This is a genomic window from Streptomyces sp. NPDC050161 (assembly GCF_044460025.1).
Taxonomy (GTDB): Bacteria; Actinomycetota; Actinomycetes; order Streptomycetales; family Streptomycetaceae; genus Streptomyces.
In genome coordinates this window covers 457,279-474,944 of the sequence record NZ_JBITJM010000001.1, presented here as the reverse complement: position 1 = coordinate 474,944, position 17,666 = coordinate 457,279, and the positions used below count along the sequence as shown (strand labels likewise).

At 71.1% G+C, this 17,666-nt stretch carries 13 protein-coding genes; 8 read left to right on the top strand and 5 right to left on the bottom strand.

What is annotated here, in order from left to right:
* Window positions 1–23: 23 nt before the first annotated feature.
* Window positions 24–1,430, bottom strand: coding sequence for a cation:dicarboxylate symporter family transporter (locus tag ACIBK8_RS02120; RefSeq protein WP_399039565.1), 1,407 nt, complete (start codon window positions 1,428–1,430; stop codon window positions 24–26).
* A gap of 143 nt (window positions 1,431–1,573) precedes the next feature.
* Here ACIBK8_RS02120 and ACIBK8_RS02115 point away from each other — a divergent pair, with 143 nt between their 5' ends.
* The 5 genes from ACIBK8_RS02115 (at window position 1,574) to ACIBK8_RS02095 (ending at window position 8,422) form a co-directional block, all read left to right on the top strand.
* Window positions 1,574–3,265, top strand: a complete 1,692-nt coding sequence (locus ACIBK8_RS02115; RefSeq protein WP_399039564.1) for an ATP-binding protein — start codon at window positions 1,574–1,576, stop codon at window positions 3,263–3,265.
* A 49-nt stretch (window positions 3,266–3,314) separates the two neighbouring features.
* Window positions 3,315–3,995: a response regulator gene (locus ACIBK8_RS02110; RefSeq protein ID WP_399039563.1), complete on the top strand. Its 681-nt coding sequence runs from the start codon at window positions 3,315–3,317 to the stop codon at window positions 3,993–3,995.
* A 151-nt stretch (window positions 3,996–4,146) separates the two neighbouring features.
* A complete protein-coding gene (locus tag ACIBK8_RS02105; RefSeq protein WP_399039788.1) occupies window positions 4,147–4,854 on the top strand; it encodes an XRE family transcriptional regulator in 708 nt (235 codons plus the stop codon).
* Window positions 4,855–5,019: 165 nt separating this feature from the next.
* Complete coding sequence (locus ACIBK8_RS02100) at window positions 5,020–5,799, top strand: ABC transporter ATP-binding protein (protein ID WP_399039562.1); 780 nt, start codon at window positions 5,020–5,022, stop codon at window positions 5,797–5,799.
* 61 nt (window positions 5,800–5,860) lie between these two features.
* Window positions 5,861–8,422: an ABC transporter permease gene (locus tag ACIBK8_RS02095; RefSeq protein ID WP_399039561.1), complete on the top strand. Its 2,562-nt coding sequence runs from the start codon at window positions 5,861–5,863 to the stop codon at window positions 8,420–8,422.
* Between the two features lie 77 nt (window positions 8,423–8,499).
* On the opposite strand, the gene ACIBK8_RS02090 is transcribed toward ACIBK8_RS02095, so the two are convergent.
* The gene (locus ACIBK8_RS02090; protein WP_399039560.1) at window positions 8,500–9,525 is read right to left on the bottom strand and encodes an ATP-dependent 6-phosphofructokinase; all 1,026 of its coding nucleotides are present in this window, start codon (window positions 9,523–9,525) and stop codon (window positions 8,500–8,502) included.
* Between the two features lie 230 nt (window positions 9,526–9,755).
* Between ACIBK8_RS02090 and pta the strand changes: the two genes are divergently transcribed.
* From pta to pyk, 3 genes are read left to right on the top strand one after another with little or no spacing between them, the layout of a single operon-like run.
* On the top strand, window positions 9,756–11,852 hold the full coding sequence (gene pta / locus ACIBK8_RS02085) for a phosphate acetyltransferase (protein ID WP_399039559.1): 2,097 nt from the start codon (window positions 9,756–9,758) through the stop codon (window positions 11,850–11,852).
* Window positions 11,853–11,899: 47 nt separating this feature from the next.
* Window positions 11,900–13,111, top strand: a complete 1,212-nt coding sequence (locus ACIBK8_RS02080) for an acetate kinase (RefSeq protein WP_399039558.1) — start codon at window positions 11,900–11,902, stop codon at window positions 13,109–13,111.
* Window positions 13,112–13,171: 60 nt separating this feature from the next.
* Window positions 13,172–14,596 carry a pyruvate kinase gene (pyk, locus tag ACIBK8_RS02075; RefSeq protein ID WP_399039557.1) on the top strand — a complete coding sequence of 475 codons (1,425 nt, stop codon included), beginning with the start codon at window positions 13,172–13,174 and terminating at the stop codon, window positions 14,594–14,596.
* A gap of 80 nt (window positions 14,597–14,676) precedes the next feature.
* Here pyk and ACIBK8_RS02070 read toward each other — a convergent pair whose 3' ends face one another.
* The 3 genes from ACIBK8_RS02070 to ACIBK8_RS02060 form a co-directional block, all read right to left on the bottom strand.
* Window positions 14,677–16,020 (bottom strand): hypothetical protein, encoded by a 1,344-nt coding sequence (locus tag ACIBK8_RS02070; RefSeq protein ID WP_399039556.1) that lies wholly within the window; start codon window positions 16,018–16,020, stop codon window positions 14,677–14,679.
* Window positions 16,010–16,573 carry a DUF6114 domain-containing protein gene (locus ACIBK8_RS02065; RefSeq protein ID WP_399039555.1) on the bottom strand — a complete coding sequence of 188 codons (564 nt, stop codon included), beginning with the start codon at window positions 16,571–16,573 and terminating at the stop codon, window positions 16,010–16,012. The genes ACIBK8_RS02070 and ACIBK8_RS02065 overlap by 11 nt, the downstream gene beginning before the upstream one ends.
* A 137-nt stretch (window positions 16,574–16,710) precedes the next feature.
* Window positions 16,711–17,328 carry a DUF6230 family protein gene (locus ACIBK8_RS02060; protein ID WP_393682386.1) on the bottom strand — a complete coding sequence of 206 codons (618 nt, stop codon included), beginning with the start codon at window positions 17,326–17,328 and terminating at the stop codon, window positions 16,711–16,713.
* Window positions 17,329–17,666: the final 338 nt, after the last annotated feature.

Sequence of the window (17,666 nt, the reverse complement as noted above, 5' to 3'; positions counted from 1 at the left end):
TGGAGGGTGTGGGTGGCGGCGTGTCAGACGCCGGCGGGTTGCTTTGCGTCGTCGCTGCGTGGGTCGGGGGTGTCGGGGGACGGGGGTTCGGCGTGGGGGTTGGTGGTCAGGGACTTTTCGTCGAACGGGAGGCGGCCGGCCAGGACTTCGTCGACCCTGGACTTGTCGATCTCCTTGGTCCAGGTGCCCACCAGGACCGTGGCGACCGCGTTGCCCGCGAAGTTGGTGAGGGCGCGTGCCTCGCTCATGAAGCGGTCGATGCCGACGATGAGGCCGACGCCGTCGACGAGTTCGGGGCGGTGCGACTGGAGGCCGCCGGCCAGGGTGGCCAGGCCCGCGCCGGTGACGCCTGCCGCGCCCTTCGAGGCGATGATCATGAAGACCAGGAGGGAGATCTGCTGGCCGAGCGCCAGCGGTTCGCCCATGGCCTCGGCGACGAAGAGGGACGACATGGTGAGGTAGATGGCGGTGCCGTCGAGGTTGAAGCTGTAGCCGGTGGGGACGGTGATGCCGACCACCGGCTTGCTGACGCCCAGGTGTTCCATCTTGGCGATCAGCCGGGGCAGCGCGGACTCCGACGAGGACGTGGAGAGGATCAGCAGGAACTCGCGCGCCAGGTACTTCAGGAGAAGGAAGATGTTGACGCCGGCGAACAGGCGCAGCAGGGCGCCGAGCACGACGATCACGAAGAGCAGGCAGGTCGTGTAGAAGCCGATCATGATGATGGCCAGCGACTTCAGGGCGTCCACACCGGTCTCGCCGACCACCGCGGCGATGGCTCCGAAGGCACCGACCGGCGCCACCCACATGATCATCGAGAGCACACGGAAGACCAGCTTCTGGAGGTGCCCGACGCCGCGCAGCACCGGCTCGCCCGCCTTGCCCAGGGACTGGAGGCCGAAGCCGACCAGCAGGGCCACCAGGAGCGTCTGGAGGACCTCGCCCTGGGTGAAGGCGGAGACCAGCGTCTTCGGGATCATGCCGAGCAGGAATTCCGACGTGCTCTCGCCGCCGCCCTCGGTCTGGGCCTGGCCCGCGTGCCGGACGGTTTCGGTCAGGTGGAGCCCCGATCCCGGCTCCAGGATGTTGCCGACGACCAGGCCGATGGCGAGGGCGACGGTGGACATCACCATGAAGTAGCCGAGTGCCAGACCGCCGACGGCACCGACCTTGGCGGCCTTACGGACCGAACCGACGCCGAGGACGATGGTGCAGAAGATGACGGGCGAGATCATCATCTTGATGAGGTTCACGAACCCGGTGCCGAGCGGCTTCAGTTCGACGGCGACCCCGGGGGCCGCGAAGCCGACGGCGATGCCGAGCAGGACGGCGGCGATGACGGCGATGTAGAGGAAGTGGGTACGGTCCCGCTTCTTCTTCGTCGCGGTCCTGCTTGTGGTCCCCTGGGACGGTGGGGTCTGTGCAGCCACGGCTGCCTCCTCGGTCTACGGCTGTGCGCTGATCTGCGGCTCCGGCGCACAACAAGTCCCGGCGACTATGCACGTCGGTTGTGGCGCCCGTCACCCTTGTGTGCGTTTCGTTCATGTAAAAGTGACCGGGCAGACTGTTATGTATGCGCCTCCCCCGTCCCCGTACACCGCGCCCGCTGCGCGGTCCGCGCAGCCTCGCCGGGCAGCTCTTCGCGATGCAGGTCCTGCTGGTGGCCGTGGTCGTCGCCGGGTGCGTGGTCTTCGCGTACGTCAGCGCGGGGCGCCAGGCGCAGGAGACGGCGCGGCGGCAGACCACGGCGGTGACCCGCGCGGTGGCCGATTCGCCCGCGGTCGTGGCGGCGGCCCGTGGTGCGCATCCGACGGCCGCGCTCCAGCCGTACACCGAGCGGCTGCGCCGGGACGCGGGCGTCGACTTCGTCGTGGTCATGGCCACCGACGGCACCCGCTGGACGCATCCCGAACCGTCCGCGATCGGCAAGACGTACTACGGGCACACCGAACGGGCGCTGCGCGGCGAGACGTTCCACGAGACGTACCGGGGCGTGCTGGGCCCGTCGGTGCGCGTCATCGCCCCGGTGCGCGACCCCGAGCACGGCAACCGCGTCACGGCGCTGGTCAGTTCGGGCATCACCGTCGAGTCCATCGGCGAGCAGCTGCGCGACCAGGTGCTCGCGCTGGTCGGGGTCGCGGCGGCTGCGCTGGCCATCGGGGGGCTCGGCACGTACGTCATCAACGCGCGGCTGCGGCGGCACACCCACGGGATGAACGCCGCCGAGCTGAGCCGGATGCACGACTACCACCAGGCGGCGCTGCACGCGGTACGCGAGGGGCTGCTGATGCTCGACGGGCGGCGCAGGGTCGCGCTGATCAACGACGGCGGGAGGGAGTTGCTGGGGCTCACGGGCGAGGTGGTGGGGCAGCCGGTGGCGGAGTTGGGGCTGCCGGATCCACTGACCGGAGCGCTGGCCGCCACCGGACCGCGGGTCGACGAACTCCACCTCACCGCCGAGCGAGTGCTGGTCGTCAACGCGTCGCCGGTCTCGGGCGGTGAGCACCGCGGCACCGTCGTGACCCTGCGCGACCACACCGAACTCCAGGCGCTTTCCGGTGAGTTGGACTCGGTACGCGGCTTCGCCGAGGCGCTGCGCTCGCAGGCGCACGAGGCCGCGGGCCGGCTGCACACGGTCGTCTCGCTGATCGAACTCGGCCGCGCGGACGAGGCCGTGGAGTTCGCGACCGCCGAACTGGAGCTGGCCCAGGCGCTGACCGACCAGGTCGTCGGCGCGGTCGCCGAACCGGTGCTCGCCGCGCTGCTGCTGGGCAAGGCGGCGCAGGCCAACGAGCACGGCGTGGAGCTGACACTGACCCCCGACAGCCGGATCGACGACGGGCTGATCCCGCCCCGGCTGCCCGCCCGTGACCTGGTGACCGTGCTGGGCAACCTCATCGACAACGCCATCGACGCGGCGGCCCCCGACGCCGCGTCGCCGCCCCGGCCGCCCGCCGACGGGCCGCCGCAGGTCCGCGTCACCGCCCGCGCGGACGGCGGCGAACTGCTGCTGTGTGTCGCGGACAACGGGCCGGGTGTCGCCGAGGAGGCGGCCGACGAGATCTTTCGGCGGGGCTGGAGCAGCAAGTCCCCGGCGCCCGGCGGGCCGGCCTGCGGCCGTGGCCTCGGTCTGGCCCTCGTGCGGCAGGCGGTGCGGCGCAACGGCGGCACCCTCACGCTCGGCACGGCGGCCGGCGGCGGCGCGCGGTTCACCGTACGGCTGCCGCTGCGCGCCCTGCCCGGAGCGCGGGACGGCGTCTCATGAGCGGGCGGTGCGGCCCCGCCGGGTGCGGGGATGGGAGAAGGTGTCCGCGATGACCACAGCCGATATCCGGGTCCTCGTCGTCGAGGACGATCCGGTCGCCGCCGCCGCGCACGCCCTGTACGCCGGGCGGGTGCCGGGCTTCACGGTCTCCGGGACCGTGCACTCCGGCGCCGACGCGCGCCGCCACCTCGACCACCACCCCGTCGATCTGCTGCTGCTCGATCTGTACCTGCCGGACGGGCACGGCCTCCAGTTGATGCGCAGCCTGCGTGCGGCGGGGCACGCGGCCGACATCATCGCGGTCACATCGGCCCGCGACCTGACGATGGTGCGCGAGGGTGTCTCGCTGGGCGTGGTGCAATACGTGCTCAAGCCGTTCACCTTCGCCACCCTGCGCGACCGGCTGCTGCGCTACGCCGAGTTCCGCGCCACCGCGGGCGAGGCCAGCGGCCAGGACGAGGTGGACCGGGCGATCGCCGCGCTGCGCGCCCCGCGGCCCGCCGCGCTGCCCAAGGGGCTGACCTCCGCCACCCTGCGGGCGGTCACCGACGCGCTGCGCGCCGCCGGTGACGGCCTGTCGGCCACGGAGGCGGCGGCCGGGGTCGGCATCTCGCGGATCACGGCCCGCCGCTATCTGGAACACCTCGTGGAGTCCGGCCGGGCGGCGCGGGCCCCGCAGTACGGCCAGGTCGGCCGGCCCGAGCTGCGGTATCGCTGGTCGGGGCATTGACGGCGGCTGCCTGAGGGGCGGCGCGCCCGGCCGCCCGGCGGGCCCATCCCGCCGCGACCGCGTCCGAAAAGCCCCTTGCGCCGTACGTTCCTACGACTTTCACGCTTGGGCGTACGCACCATAGGTGCCGCGATCCGGCGTCACCTACCGTGTGCCGGTGACTACGCATGCCGCAGAGCCCCGCAGGCCGCCCTTCGACGCCGAGGCCGCCCGGCGGCTGCGCGAGGCGCTCGGCATGACCCCCGCGCACGTCGCGTACGGCATCAGGGCCGCCTTCGGCATCCCGGCCACGGCCGCCACCGTCGTCTCCTGGGAGCTGGCCGAGACCTCGCCCACCGAGGCCGAACTGAGCGCGCTGGCCGGGGCGTTGTGGTGTGCGCCCGCCGACCTGATCGGCGTCCCCGGCACGCTGCGCGAGTACCGCTTCGCGCGGGGCATGGCGGTCGCCGATCTGGCGCTGCGGACCGGCATGGACACCGCCGCCTACCGGGAGCTGGAGGAGGGCGGGGCCTGGCACGGCAGTGACCGGCAGGCGACCGCGCTCGCCGACGCGCTGCCGCTGCCCGCCCTGCTCCGCTTCACCGGCCGGGAGGAGCGCCTGGCCGAGCTGTTGCACAGCGCGGTCACCGCCCGGTGGCAGCCGTACGTCCGGCCGGTCGGCAGGCTCGTGCCGCTGCCCAGGGAGCGGCTCCAGGAGGTGCTCCAGCATCTGCACGACGAGTACCAGTCGACGATGGTCGCGTCCCTCAACTGGGGCGGCGGGGGCAGCGCCGCCTCGTCGGGGAAGGCCGGCCGCGCCTTCCTCGACGGCATCCTGGACCACTTCTGGGAGCGGGCGGGCGACGCCGGGGAGGGCTGACGCGCCGTCGGCCGCAGGACGGACCGCCGTCCCCCCAGGGGATGACGCGGGGGGTACGCGTGGCACTTCCGGCCGGTCGGGCTTTCGGTCCTGGCGGGTGACGTGCGTGATGACGTGCTCATTCAAGAATGGAGGCATCACCGTCCCCCCTCTCCAGGAGTCCCCGTGTCCTACGCGGCTGCCCCCACCCCCGCCCGCACCACCGCGGCCGTCGCCGCCCGCGCGACGGACCTGAGCAAGGTCTACGGCCAGAACGAGACCCGGGTGGTGGCGCTGGACTCCGTGTCCGTCGAGTTCGGCAAGGGCCGCTTCACCGCGATCATGGGCCCTTCGGGTTCCGGCAAGTCCACGCTGATGCACTGCATGGCGGGCCTGGACTCGGTCTCGTCCGGCTCGGCGCGGATCGGCGACGCGGAGCTGGCGTCGCTCGGCGACAAGCAGCTCACGCGGCTGCGCAGGGACCGGATCGGCTTCATCTTCCAGGCGTTCAACCTGCTGCCGACGCTGACCGCCGAGGAGAACATCACGCTGCCGATGGACATCGCGGGCCGCAAGCCCGACCGGGAGTGGCTGCGCAACGTCATCGAGACCGTCGGCCTGTCCGGGCGGCTCGGGCACCGGCCGGCCCAGCTCTCCGGCGGGCAGCAGCAGCGGGTGGCCGTCGCGCGGGCGCTGGCCGCCCGGCCGGAGATCATCTTCGCGGACGAGCCGACCGGCAACCTCGACTCCCGCTCCGGCGCCGAAGTCCTCGGCTTCCTCCAGGAGTCGGTCCGCGCGATGGGCCAGACCGTGGTGATGGTCACCCACGACCCGGTCGCCGCCTCGTACGCGGACCGGGTCGTCTTCCTCGCCGACGGCCGGATCGTCGAGGAGCTGTACGAGCCGACCGCGGACGCCGTTCTGGACCGGATGCGGATGTTCGACTCCAAGGGCCGTACCAGCTGACCCCGCGCGGCGCCGCCGCACCCGCCCCATCCGCGCCACCGGACCCAGGACTCACACCACCATGTTCCGCACCGCACTGCGCAACGTCTTTGCGCACAAAGCCCGTTTGCTGATGACCGCGCTCGCGGTCGTGCTCGGCGTCGCCTTCGTCGCCGGCACCCTCGTCTTCAGCGACACCGTCGGCGAAGCCGTCAAGAACGCCTCGGCCAAGAACCTGAAGGACGTGGCGGTCTCCGTACAGGCCGTCGACGCCGATGTCGCGGGACCGCCGAAGGACGGCAACCGGTCCACCCTCCTCGACAGCGCGCTGGCCGAGCGCATCGCGGCGCTGCCCGGCGTCACGGCCGTACGGTCCGACGTCACCGGCGAGGCGACCCTCGCCGACAAGGACAACAAGCCGGTCGGTGACAGCTGGCAGAACCGCGCCGCCAACTACCACCCGGGCAAGGACGGCAAGGACAGCCGCTACCCGCTGGTCCAGGGCCGCGGCCCGGCGAACGGGAGCGAGATCGCGCTGGCCGACTCCACCGCGAAGACGGCGGGCTACCGGATCGGCGACACCGTGCGCTTCGCCGTCGACGGACCGGTGCAGACGAAGAAGCTGGTCGGCATCGTCTCGACCGACGACCCGAAGGTCACCGCGGGCGGCACCCTGGTGCTCCTCGACACGGCGACGGCCCAGAAGCTGTATCTGCATCCCGGCCAGTTCGAGGAGCTGGTGGTGTCGGCGCAGCCGGGCACCGACCAGAAGGCGCTCACCGCGAAGGTCCGCACGCTGCTGCCGAAGGACCGCGCCGAGGCCACCAGCGGCACCCAGCTCGCCGCGGACCAGGCCAAGAGGATCGCGTCACAGAACGAGGCGCTGAGCCAGACGCTGCTGACCTTCGCCGGTATCGCCCTGTTCGTCGGCATCTTCATCATCGCCAACACCTTCACCATGCTCATCTCCCAGCGCAGCCGCGAAATCGCGCTGCTGCGTGCGGTGGGCGCCTCCCGGCGCCAGGTCGTCCGCTCGGTGCTGATCGAGGCGGGTCTGCTGGGCCTGGTGTCATCCGTGATCGGGTTCGCCCTGGGCACCGGCATCGCGGTGGGTCTGCGCGCGGTGCTCAACGCCAACGGCGCGGGCTTCCCCGGCGGCCCGGTCGTCTTCACCCCGACCAGCGTGCTCGCCGCGCTGGGTGTGGGTGTCCTGGTGACCGTCCTGGCCGCCTGGCTGCCCTCCCGCAAGGCCGCGAAGATCGCTCCGGTGGAGGCGCTGAACAGCGTCGAGGCGGCGCCCGCGCCGCGCAGCCTGGTGATCCGCAACTCCGTCGGCGCCGTCATCGGGGGCCTCGGCGTGGCGATCATGTGCTACGCCTCCACCCTGACGTCGTCCGACGACATGCCGATCGCCATGGCGGGCGGCGTCCTCACCGTGACCGGCGCGGTCGTCCTCGCCCCGCTGCTGTCCCGGCCGCTGGTGTCCCTGGCGGGCCTGATCACCACCCGGCTCTTCGGGATCGGCGGCAAGCTGGCGAAGGAGAACGCGCTGCGCAACCCGCGGCGCACCGCCGCCACCGCGTCGGCGCTGATGATCGGCCTCGTCCTGATCACCGGCATGACGGTCATCGGCAGCTCGGTGCAGCAGGCGATGGACGCCAGGATCAACCGCGAGCTGACGGCCGACTACGCGGTCACCACGTCGAACTACGTCGGGCTCGACATCGCGCTGTCCCGCAAGGTCGCGCAGGTCCCCGGCGTCGAGGCGATGGCTCCCCTGCGCAAGACCGGCTTCCAGGCCGGGCACGGCTTCGCGGCCGTGACCGGCACCGACCTCGCCCGCATCGGCAAGGTCGCCCAGCTGTCCTTCACCGAGGGTTCGCTCGCGGCGCTCCAGGACCTCGGTCCCCGGGGGATCGCCGTGTCGCAGACCACGGCCAAGGAGAACGGCTGGCACACCGGCGACGCCCTGACGGCGACATTCGAGGACGACAAGCCGAAGGTCCGGCTGAAGGTCGCCGGTGTCTACGAGGACAACGAGACCATCGGCGGATCGCTGGCCGCCACGTCCGTGGTGGACCCCTACCTCTTCACCCAGCAGAACGACGAGTTGCTGGTCAAGGCCGAGGACGGCAGGACCGAGGGGCTGGAGAAGCGGATCCGCCACGCGCTCGGCGACAGCCCGCTGCTCAAGGTCCAGGACCACGACGCGCTCCGCAAGGAGCAGTCAGGTCCGATCGAGATGCTCGTGAACATCGTCTACGGCCTGCTGGGGATGTCCGTGGTGATCGCGGTCGTCGGTGTCGTGAACACCCTGGCCATGTCGGTCTTCGAGCGGACCCGTGAGATCGGGATGCTGCGGGCGATCGGGCTCTCCCGGAGCGGCATCAAGCAGATGGTGCGTCTGGAGTCGGTGGTCATCGCCCTGTTCGGCGCCGTACTCGGCATCGCGGTCGGCATCTTCCTCTCCTGGTCCGTCGGCTCCATCATGAGCAACGGACTCCCCGACTACGCGCTCCGGCCGCCGTGGGACCGGCTCGGCCTGTTCCTCCTGCTGGCCCTGATCGTCGGGGTGCTGGCCGCACTGTGGCCGGCCCGCCGGGCGGCCAAGCTGAACGTGCTGGAGGCGATCGGCGCGGAGTGAGCGCCGGTACGCCGACGGCGGCGCGCTCCCCTCACCGGGGGGCGCGCCGCCGTTTTCGGTACTGCGGGGCCGGGGCTCTAGAACACCGACTCGGCCTCCTGCATGCGGTGCGCGGGCACCCGCTTCAGTTCGGTGACCGCGTCGGCGAGCGGCACCATCGTGATGTCGGTGCCGCGCAGCGCGGTCATCTTGCCGAAGTCGCCGCGGTGGGCGGCCTCGACGGCGTGCCAGCCGAAGCGGGTGGCGAGCACCCGGTCGTAGGCGGTGGGGGTGCCGCCGCGCTGGACGTGGCCGAGGATGACCGGACGGGCCTCCTTGCCGAGGCGCTTTTCCAGCTCGGCGGCGAGGGCGTTGCCGATGCCGGAGAACCGCTCGTGGCCGAACTGGTCGATGGCGCCCTTCTTGTAGTCCATGGAGCCCTCGGCCGGGTGCGCGCCCTCGGCGACGCAGATGACGGCGAACTTCTTGCCGCGGGCGAAGCGCTCCTCGACCATCGTGACCAGGTCATTCACGTCGAATCCGCGCTCCGGCAGGCAGATGCCGTGGGCGCCGCCCGCCATGCCGGACTCCAGCGCGATCCAGCCGGCGTGCCGGCCCATGACCTCGACGACCATGACCCGCTGATGCGATTCGGCGGTGGTCTTGAGGCGGTCGATGGCTTCCGTGGCGACGCCGACCGCGGTGTCGAAACCGAAGGTGCGGTCGGTGGAGGAGATGTCGTTGTCGATGGTCTTGGGGACGCCGACGACCGGCAGCCCGGCGTCCGACAGCATCCGGGCGGCGGTGAGGGTGCCCTCGCCGCCGATCGGGATGAGGACGTCGATGCCGTAGTCCTTGGAGTGGTCCTTGGCGTTCTCGCAGGCTTCGCGGAGCCGGGCGCGCTCCAGCCGGGACGAGCCGAGGATGGTGCCGCCGCGGGCGAGGATGCCGCTGACCGCGTCGAGGTCGAGCTTGCGGAAGCGGCCGTCGAGCAGCCCGGCGAATCCGTCCTCGAAACCTATGACCTCATCGTCGTGCCCCGTCAGGGCGCGGTGAACGACGGACCTGATCACAGCATTCAGGCCGGGGCAGTCGCCGCCTGCGGTGAGGACTCCGATACGCATCGTGCTGTGTCTCCTGTGCTCGCTGTCGGACGTGTGAGCCGGTCCGATTGTTTCACGGCGCCGTGGCACCCGCCCTCACTCGCCCGGTGCCCCTGCGCTCTCCTGCACCGCCGTCTCGGGGAAACTGGGAGAGCGACTTATCCACAGCCGCGGGTATTGTCAAGAGGGGCGAGCCCACCATAACGGCTGAATTTGACCATGCCAGCAACGGAATGGATCGGAGAGCACGCGTGACGCGCAGCGTGTACGTGACCGGTATCGACCGCGGCGACGGCCGCCAGGTCATCGAGCTGGGAGTCATGGAGCTCCTCACCCGCCACGTCGACCGGGTAGGTGTCTTCCGCCCGCTGGTCCACGACGGACCCGACCGGCTGTTCGACCTCCTACGGGCGCGCTACCGGCTGACGCAGCCCGCCGAGACCGTCTACGGCATCGCGTACGACGAGGCCGCCGCCCTCCAGGCCGAGCAGGGCACCGACGAGCTGGTCTCCCGGCTCGTCGAGCGCTTCCACCAGGTGGCGCGGGAGTACGAGTACGTCCTGGTGCTCGGCTCGGACTACGCGGGCAGCAGCCTGCCGGACGAGCTGAGCCTCAACGCCCGGCTCGCCAACGAGTTCGGCGCCGCGGTGATCCCGGTCGTCGGCGGCCAGGGCCAGGAGGCCGAGTCCGTACGCGCCGAGGCCCGCAACGCCTACCGCGCCTACGACTCGCTGGGCTGCGACGTCGTCGCCCTGGTCGTCAACCGCGTCGCCCCCGGCCTGCGCACCGCGGTCGCCGAGCGCCTCGCCGCCCGGCTCCCGGTGCCCTGCTACGCGCTCCCCGAGGACGGCGCGCTGTCCGCGCCGACCGTCGCCCAGATCGTGCACACGCTCGGCGCCGAGGTGCTGCTCGGCGACGATTCCGGGCTGGCCAGGGACGCCCGCGACTTCGTCTTCGGCGGCGCGATGCTGCCGACCTTCCTCAAGGCGCTGACCCCCGGCTGCCTGGTGGTGACCCCCGGGGACCGCGCCGACCTCGTCGTCGGCTCGCTCGCCGCGCACAGCGCGGGCGCCCCGCCCATCGCCGGCGTCGTCCTCACCCTCGACGAGCGCCCCGGGCCCGACATCATGGCGCTGGCGAGCCGGCTCGCGCCCGGCACCCCGGTCATCTCGGTGCCCGGCGGTTCCTTCCCCACCGCGGGCGAGCTGTTCGCCATCGAGGGCAAGCTCAACGCCGCGTCGCCGCGCAAGGCCGAGACCGCGCTCGGCCTGTTCGAGCGGCACGTGGACACCACCGAGCTGACGAACCGTATCTCCGTCGCCCGTTCCGGACGGGTCACCCCGATGATGTTCGAGCACGAGCTGATCGAGCGCTCCCGCTCCGGCCGCCGCCGCGTGGTGCTGCCCGAGGGCGGCGAGGAGCGGGTGCTGCGCGCCGCCGATGTGCTGCTGCGCCGCGACGTCTGCGACCTGACGCTGCTCGGCGACGAGGAGGCGATCCGCAAGCGCGCCGCCGAGCTGTCCATGGACCTGGCGGGCGCCCAGATCATCGACCCGCAGTCCTCGCCGCTGCGCGAGCGGTTCGCCGAGCGGTACGCGGAGCTGCGCGCCCACAAGGGCGTCGGCTACGAGCTGGCCTTCGACGTGGTCGCCGACGTCTCGTACTTCGGCACGCTGATGGTGCAGGAGGGCCTGGCCGACGGCATGGTCTCCGGCGCCGTGCACTCCACCGCCGCGACCATCCGCCCCGCCTTCGAGATCATCAAGACGAAGCCGGGCGCGCAGATCGTCTCGTCGGTCTTCTTCATGTGCCTGGCCGACCGGGTCCTGGTCTACGGCGACTGCGCGGTCAACCCCGACCCGGACGCCGAGCAGCTCGCCGACATCGCCATCCAGTCGGCCGCCACCGCCGCCCAGTTCGGCGTCGAGCCGCGGATCGCGATGCTGTCGTACTCCACCGGCACCTCCGGCTCGGGCGCGGACGTCGACAAGGTGCGCAAGGCGACCGCGCTGGTCCGTGAGCGCCGTCCCGACCTGCTGGTCGAGGGGCCGATCCAGTACGACGCGGCGGTGGACGCGGCGGTCGCGCAGACCAAGCTCCCCGAGTCCGACGTGGCGGGCAAGGCCACCGTGCTGATCTTCCCGGACCTCAACACCGGCAACAACACCTACAAGGCCGTGCAGCGGTCGGCCGGCGCGGTCGCCGTCGGCCCGGTCCTCCAGGGCCTGCGCAAGCCCGTCAACGACCTCTCGCGCGGCGCGCTGGTCCAGGACATCGTCAACACCGTGGCCATCACGGCCATCCAGGCGCAGGGCGCGCAGCCCGGCGCCGGGCACACCGCCGACTGACGCCGCCCCTCCCCCACGACCCCCGCACCCCATCCGGAAAGCCCTCCATGACTGCCACCGCCTCCCGCGTCCTCGTCCTCAACTCCGGCTCCTCGTCGGTGAAGTACCAGCTGCTCGACATGACCGACGGCAGTCGCCTGGCGGCCGGGCTCGTCGAGCGCATCGGGGAGGAGACCTCGCGCCTGACCCACCACCCGCTGGCGAACGGCGGCGAGGCGCGCGAGACCGAGGGCCCGATAGCCGACCACGAGTCCGCGCTGAAGGCGGTGGCCGATGAGCTGTCCGCCGACGGCCTCGGCCTGGACTCGCCGGAGCTGGCCGCGATCGGGCACCGGGTGGTGCACGGCGGCCTGAAGTTCACCGTGCCGACGGTGATCGACGACGTGGTGCTCAAGGAGATCGAGCGTCTGGTGCCGGTCGCGCCGCTGCACAACCCGGCGAACATCACCGGCATCAGGACGGCCCAGCGGCTCCGCCCCGACCTGCCGCAGGTCGCCGTCTTCGACACCGCCTTCCACACGACCATGCCGGAGTACGCGGCCCGCTACGCCATCGACGTGGAGACCGCCGACGCGCACCGCATCCGCCGCTACGGCTTCCACGGCACCTCGCACGCGTACGTCTCGCGCAAGACCGCGGCGCTGCTCGGCAAGGACCCGTCCGAGGTCAATGTGATCGTGCTGCACCTGGGCAACGGCGCCTCGGCGTCCGCGGTGGCCGGCGGGCGCTGCGTGGACACCTCGATGGGGCTCACACCGCTGGAGGGCCTGGTCATGGGCACCCGCTCGGGCGACATCGACCCGGCGGTGACCTTCCACCTCAAGCGGGTCGCCGGGATGTCGGCCGACGAGACCGACGAGCTGCTCAACAAGAAGAGCGGCCTGGTCGGGCTGTGCGGCGACAACGACATGCGGGAGATCAGGCGCCGCATCGACGCGGGTGACGCGCGCGCGAAGCTCGCGTTCGACGTCTACATCCACCGTCTGAAGAAGTACATCGGCGCCTACTGCGCGGTCCTGGGCCGGGTGGACGCGGTGGCGTTCACCGCGGGTGTCGGCGAGAACGCCGCCCCGGTGCGGGAGGCCGCGATCGCCGGCCTGGAGGAGATGGGCCTGGCCGTGGACGCCTCGCTCAACGCCGTGCGCTCCGCCGAGCCCCGGCTGATCTCGCCCGAATACGCCAGGGTCGCGGTCGCGGTGGTGCCGACCGACGAGGAGCTGGAGATCGCCCAGCAGACATACGCCCTGGTCAGCGCCTAGTCCTGGTGTTTACCCGCGGGGGAATATTCCGCTCCGAAACAAACCGATAGGATTCAGCCCATGCGCCGTTCGAAAATCGTCTGCACCCTGGGCCCCGCCGTCGACTCCTACGATCAGCTCAAGACGCTGATCGAGGCCGGGATGAACGTGGCCCGCTTCAACATGAGCCACGGAACCCACTCGGAGCACGAGGAGCGGTACCACCGCGTCCGCAAGGCATCCGATGAGACCGGCCGCGCCGTCGGCGTGCTGGCCGACCTCCAGGGCCCCAAGATCCGCCTGGAGACCTTCGCCGACGGCCCCGTGGAGCTGGTGCGCGGCGACGAGTTCGTCATCACCACCGAGGACATCCCCGGCGACAGGACCATCTGCGGCACCACCTACAAGGGGCTGCCCGCCGATGTCTCCAAGGGCGACCCGGTCCTGATCAACGACGGCAACGTGGCCCTCCAGGTCGTCGAGGTCGACGGCCCGCGGGTGCGCACCATCGTCATCGAGGGCGGGGTCATCTCCGACCACAAGGGCATCAACCTCCCCGGCGCCGCGGTGAACGTCCCCGCGCTGTCCGAGAAGGACATCGAGGACCTCAAGTTCGCCCTGCACATGGGCTGCGACATGGTGGCGCTGTCCTTCGTCCGGGACGCCAAGGACGTCCAGGACGTGCACCGCGTCATGGACGAGGTGGGCCGCCGGGTTCCGGTGATCGCCAAGGTCGAGAAGCCGCAGGCGGTCAACAACATGGAAGAGGTCGTGATGGCGTTCGACGCCGTCATGGTCGCCCGTGGTGACCTGGCGGTGGAGTACCCGCTGGAGAAGGTCCCGATGGTGCAGAAGCGCCTGGTGGAGATGTGCCGCAGGAACGCCAAGCCGGTGATCGTGGCGACCCAGATGATGGAGTCGATGATCACCAACTCGCGGCCGACCCGCGCCGAGGCGTCCGACGTCGCCAACGCCATCCTCGACGGCGCCGACGCGGTCATGCTCTCCGCGGAGTCGTCGGTCGGCCAGTACCCGATCGAGACCGTCAAGACGATGTCGAAGATCGTCGAGGCGGCCGAGGAGGAGCTGCTGTCCAAGGGCCTCCAGCCGCTGGTGCCCGGCAAGAAGCCGCGTACGCAGGGCGGTGCGGTGGCCCGCGCGGCGTGCGAGATGGCGGACTTCCTCAACGGCAAGGCGCTGGTGGCCTTCACCAAGTCCGGTGACACGGCCCGTCGGCTCTCCCGCTACCGCGCCGCCCAGCCGATCCTGGCCTTCACCACCGACGCGGCCACCCGCAACCAGCTCGCGCTGAGCTGGGGCGTGGAGACCTTCGTCGTGCAGCACGTCGACAACACCGACGCGATGGTCGACCTGGTCGACGCGGAGCTGCTCAAGCTCCAGCGCTACAGCCAGGGCGACACCATGATCATCACGGCCGGTTCGCCCCCCGGCGTCCCCGGCACCACCAACATGGTGCGGGTGCACCACCTCGGCGGCGAGAGCTGACCGCCCGCCGACGGCGCTGAAGCAACGGCGGTGGGCCGCCCCCTTCGAGGGGACGGCCCACCGCCGTTTTCGCTGCCCGCTCAGTCGGTGATGCTCTGGTGCATGCCCGGGACGTGCAGGGTGCCGCCGAACTGTCCGGCCTGCGCGATCTTCACCTTGGTGAAGTACGCGAACGGGACGTTGATGGGCGGCGGGTGCTCCGGGTCGAAGACGATCGGGATCAGCCCGAAGAGGTTGCCCTCAAGGCGTTCCGTATACATCGTGACCTGGCCGTCGCGGATCGTCGACGTCGAGCCCTTGGCGGCCCGGACGTGGTACTTCTTGCCGTTCGGGCCCGCCACGATCTGGTGCAGATCGCCGATGTCGACGCTGCCGGCCGTGAACTTCAGGGCCTGCTTGGTCCGCCCGTCCGGCGTCTTGAGGTTGACCACGCCCTTGTAGTCCAGGTCGCGCAGGGTCAGCGCGCTGGACTCCAGCTGCCAGGGCTCGTTCGGAACGGTGCCGGGCGGCTGCTCGTCGCTGCCGTCCGACTTCTTCTCCACGACGCACGGGAACGGCTTCTTGCCGTCCGCGTCCGCCGCGCCGGCCGACGGCGACGGCAGTGCCTGATCGGCCTTCTCCTTGGCGTCCTTCGCCTCATCGGCGAGCTTGTCCGCGGAGCCGGCCGCCTCATCGGCGGTCCTGCCGAGCTTGTCCACCGTGTCCTTGACCGGATCGGTGCCCTTGCCCGCGTGCGGGGCCGCGCCGTCCTTCGCGGACGTGCCGTCCGTGGATTCCGGTGCGGTGGCGGTGCCGGACGGCGAGGCACCGGGCGAGGCGGTGGCCCCGTCGCCGGCCTTGTCATCGGCCTTCTCCTGCGCCTTCTTCGGATCGAGGGCGTCCCCGATCTTCTTGCCGAGGCCCAGCGGGTCGTACCAGGGGTTGTCCTCGTCCGCCGTCGCGGAGGGCGAGGGGCTGTCCGACGGCTCGGCCGACGGCGTGGGGCTTTCGCTCTTGTCCTTCGACGCGGACGGCGAGGGCGAGGGCGACGCCCCGGCGTCACCGGACGGGGTGGCATCCGGCTTCTTGTCCCCGGCCGCCTTCTTCTTCTCCGCCGCTTCCTTCGCGGCCTCGGCTTCCTTCTTGGCCTTCTCGGCCTTCTCGGCCTTGGCGGCCTTCTTCGCCGCCTGCGCTTCCTGCTCCTGTGGGTCCGGAGCGCTCACGCACGGGCCGTCCTTGAAAGGGCTCTTGGGTGCCTGCTTGGCCATCGCCAGCTGGGGCGTCAGGCCCATGCCCATGAGTACGGCCGACGGCATCGCGGCGATGGCGATCGCCTTGCCCGCGGGCACGTGGAACCGCGTCAGCAGCGGCTTCCTCGGTGCCGCGTGCCTCGGCCCGGATCTCGCCCCGGCGGCTGCGTTCTCGTGCAGCTCGTCACCCGGCACGGTGCCTCCCGTTCGTTCCGTTGGTCGGGCTCGTTCCTGACAGGTCGTCCAGTGCGTTGCCCGATCCCGAACCGGCGCCGGCCGTGGCGGGTTCCGTGTCGCCCAGCGGTCCGGTGGGCCGCCCGCGCGCGGGCGTACCGGCGTCGGCCCCGGCCGCCTTGGCCGGAGCCCAGGAGACCGCGAGCGCCCCGCCGATCAGCCCCAGCAGGAAGCCGATCAGGAAGGCGCCGAAGTTCGAGACGACCAGGGAGACGAGTGACAGCAGGATCGCCGCCACCCCCGCGAAGACGCGCGAGGCCGGCTGGAACCACATGGTCAGGCCGAGCACGACCAGCAGTACGCCGATGATCAGCGAACCGGCGCCGGCGGTGGTGGCCATGCGGACGGTCAGGGAACCGATCGTGAGATTCGCGTAAGGGATGTACATGATCGGGATGCCGGCCAGCAGAGTCAGGAAGCCGCCCCAGAACGGGCGGTGTCCGCGCCACTCCCGGAACGAAATGCGCTTCCGGCCGATGGTCTCGATCAGCCGTGGTCGCGTGTCGGCGCTCATGTGGTACAGCTCCTCGGGACTGGCAAATCGGTGGTTCTGAGCGGAATGCGTACTGCACGGCACTGCCGTCGTACGGGCACGGGATGCACGGGGCACCGGCCTCGGGGTACGCACCCCGCGCCCGCACGCTCAGCGCGTCAGTAGCACTCGTTCTTGCCCTTGCTGACCTTCATCTGCAGGCCACTGAGCTTGAACGTGCCGGCGGTGGTCGCCCACGCTGTCTGCCTGACGCCGGTCAGCGTGGCCGTGTCGGCTTCCTGGGCGAACGAACCGGGGTCGGCCTTGTCGCCCTTCTTCATGCCGGGGCCCTTGGACGTCGACCCCGCGGCAACACCGATGTTGATGTTCTTGAAGGTCGCGTCGGCGTCCAGCTGGTCCAGGTCGATGTAGAGGTTCTTCGCCTGGACCGGCGTGTCACCGCCACCGGCCATCAGCTTCATCGACACATCGCCGAACACCGGCACCGGCACGACGACCGACTGGCACAGGTTCTTGATCTTGGCGTCGGAGAACGCCGAGACCGCCACCGGAACCTGCTTGCCGTTCTTCTGGGCGTCGACCGCTCCGTACTGGACGAACCCGGTGCCGTCCAGCCGGTCGGTGCTGACCTTGAACTGCTGGCCGGACACGCTGAACGATGCCGCGAGCGCGCCCTGCGAGAGGGCGACGCCTATCGCGGCGGTCGCCGCGACACTCGGCACCATGACGACGGCGAACCGCTTCCATCTGGTCCCGCCACGAGCCAGGGACTCCATGACTTTCCTCCTTCTCGGACGTACATCTCCGGATACCGGCGGCCTCAGGGGGAGAACTGCCGTACCTGGGATGGGAGAAGTGCTACGTCCTCGGGAAGGAGAGCGCCCGTACTCGGAGGCGCTTGACGTTTCCGAATACCGGCGATCACCCCCGAGCGACAACCACTGGCCACGCTCTCGCGCAACCTCCGGACAGGCTCTGCCGGTTGGGCAAAGACCCCCCTGTCCACGGCCGGCAGCACTGCCGCCGGCCACTCGGTGGGGTTCCATGCGACCCGCGGCGCCGGCCGGATGCCGGACTGCGGGAATGGACCGAGCGTGGCCGATCGTGGTGCATT

Coding starts and splice junctions, on each gene's coding strand:
- ACIBK8_RS02095 (WP_399039561.1), top strand. CDS start 5,861: ATGTTCCGCACCGCACTGCGCAACGTCTTTGCGCACAAAGCCCGTTTG.
- ACIBK8_RS02060 (WP_393682386.1), bottom strand. CDS start 17,328: ATGGAGTCCCTGGCTCGTGGCGGGACCAGATGGAAGCGGTTCGCCGTC.
- pyk (WP_399039557.1), top strand. CDS start 13,172: ATGCGCCGTTCGAAAATCGTCTGCACCCTGGGCCCCGCCGTCGACTCC.
- ACIBK8_RS02115 (WP_399039564.1), top strand. CDS start 1,574: ATGCGCCTCCCCCGTCCCCGTACACCGCGCCCGCTGCGCGGTCCGCGC.
- ACIBK8_RS02080 (WP_399039558.1), top strand. CDS start 11,900: ATGACTGCCACCGCCTCCCGCGTCCTCGTCCTCAACTCCGGCTCCTCG.
- ACIBK8_RS02090 (WP_399039560.1), bottom strand. CDS start 9,525: ATGCGTATCGGAGTCCTCACCGCAGGCGGCGACTGCCCCGGCCTGAAT.
- ACIBK8_RS02110 (WP_399039563.1), top strand. CDS start 3,315: ATGACCACAGCCGATATCCGGGTCCTCGTCGTCGAGGACGATCCGGTC.
- ACIBK8_RS02065 (WP_399039555.1), bottom strand. CDS start 16,573: ATGAGCGCCGACACGCGACCACGGCTGATCGAGACCATCGGCCGGAAG.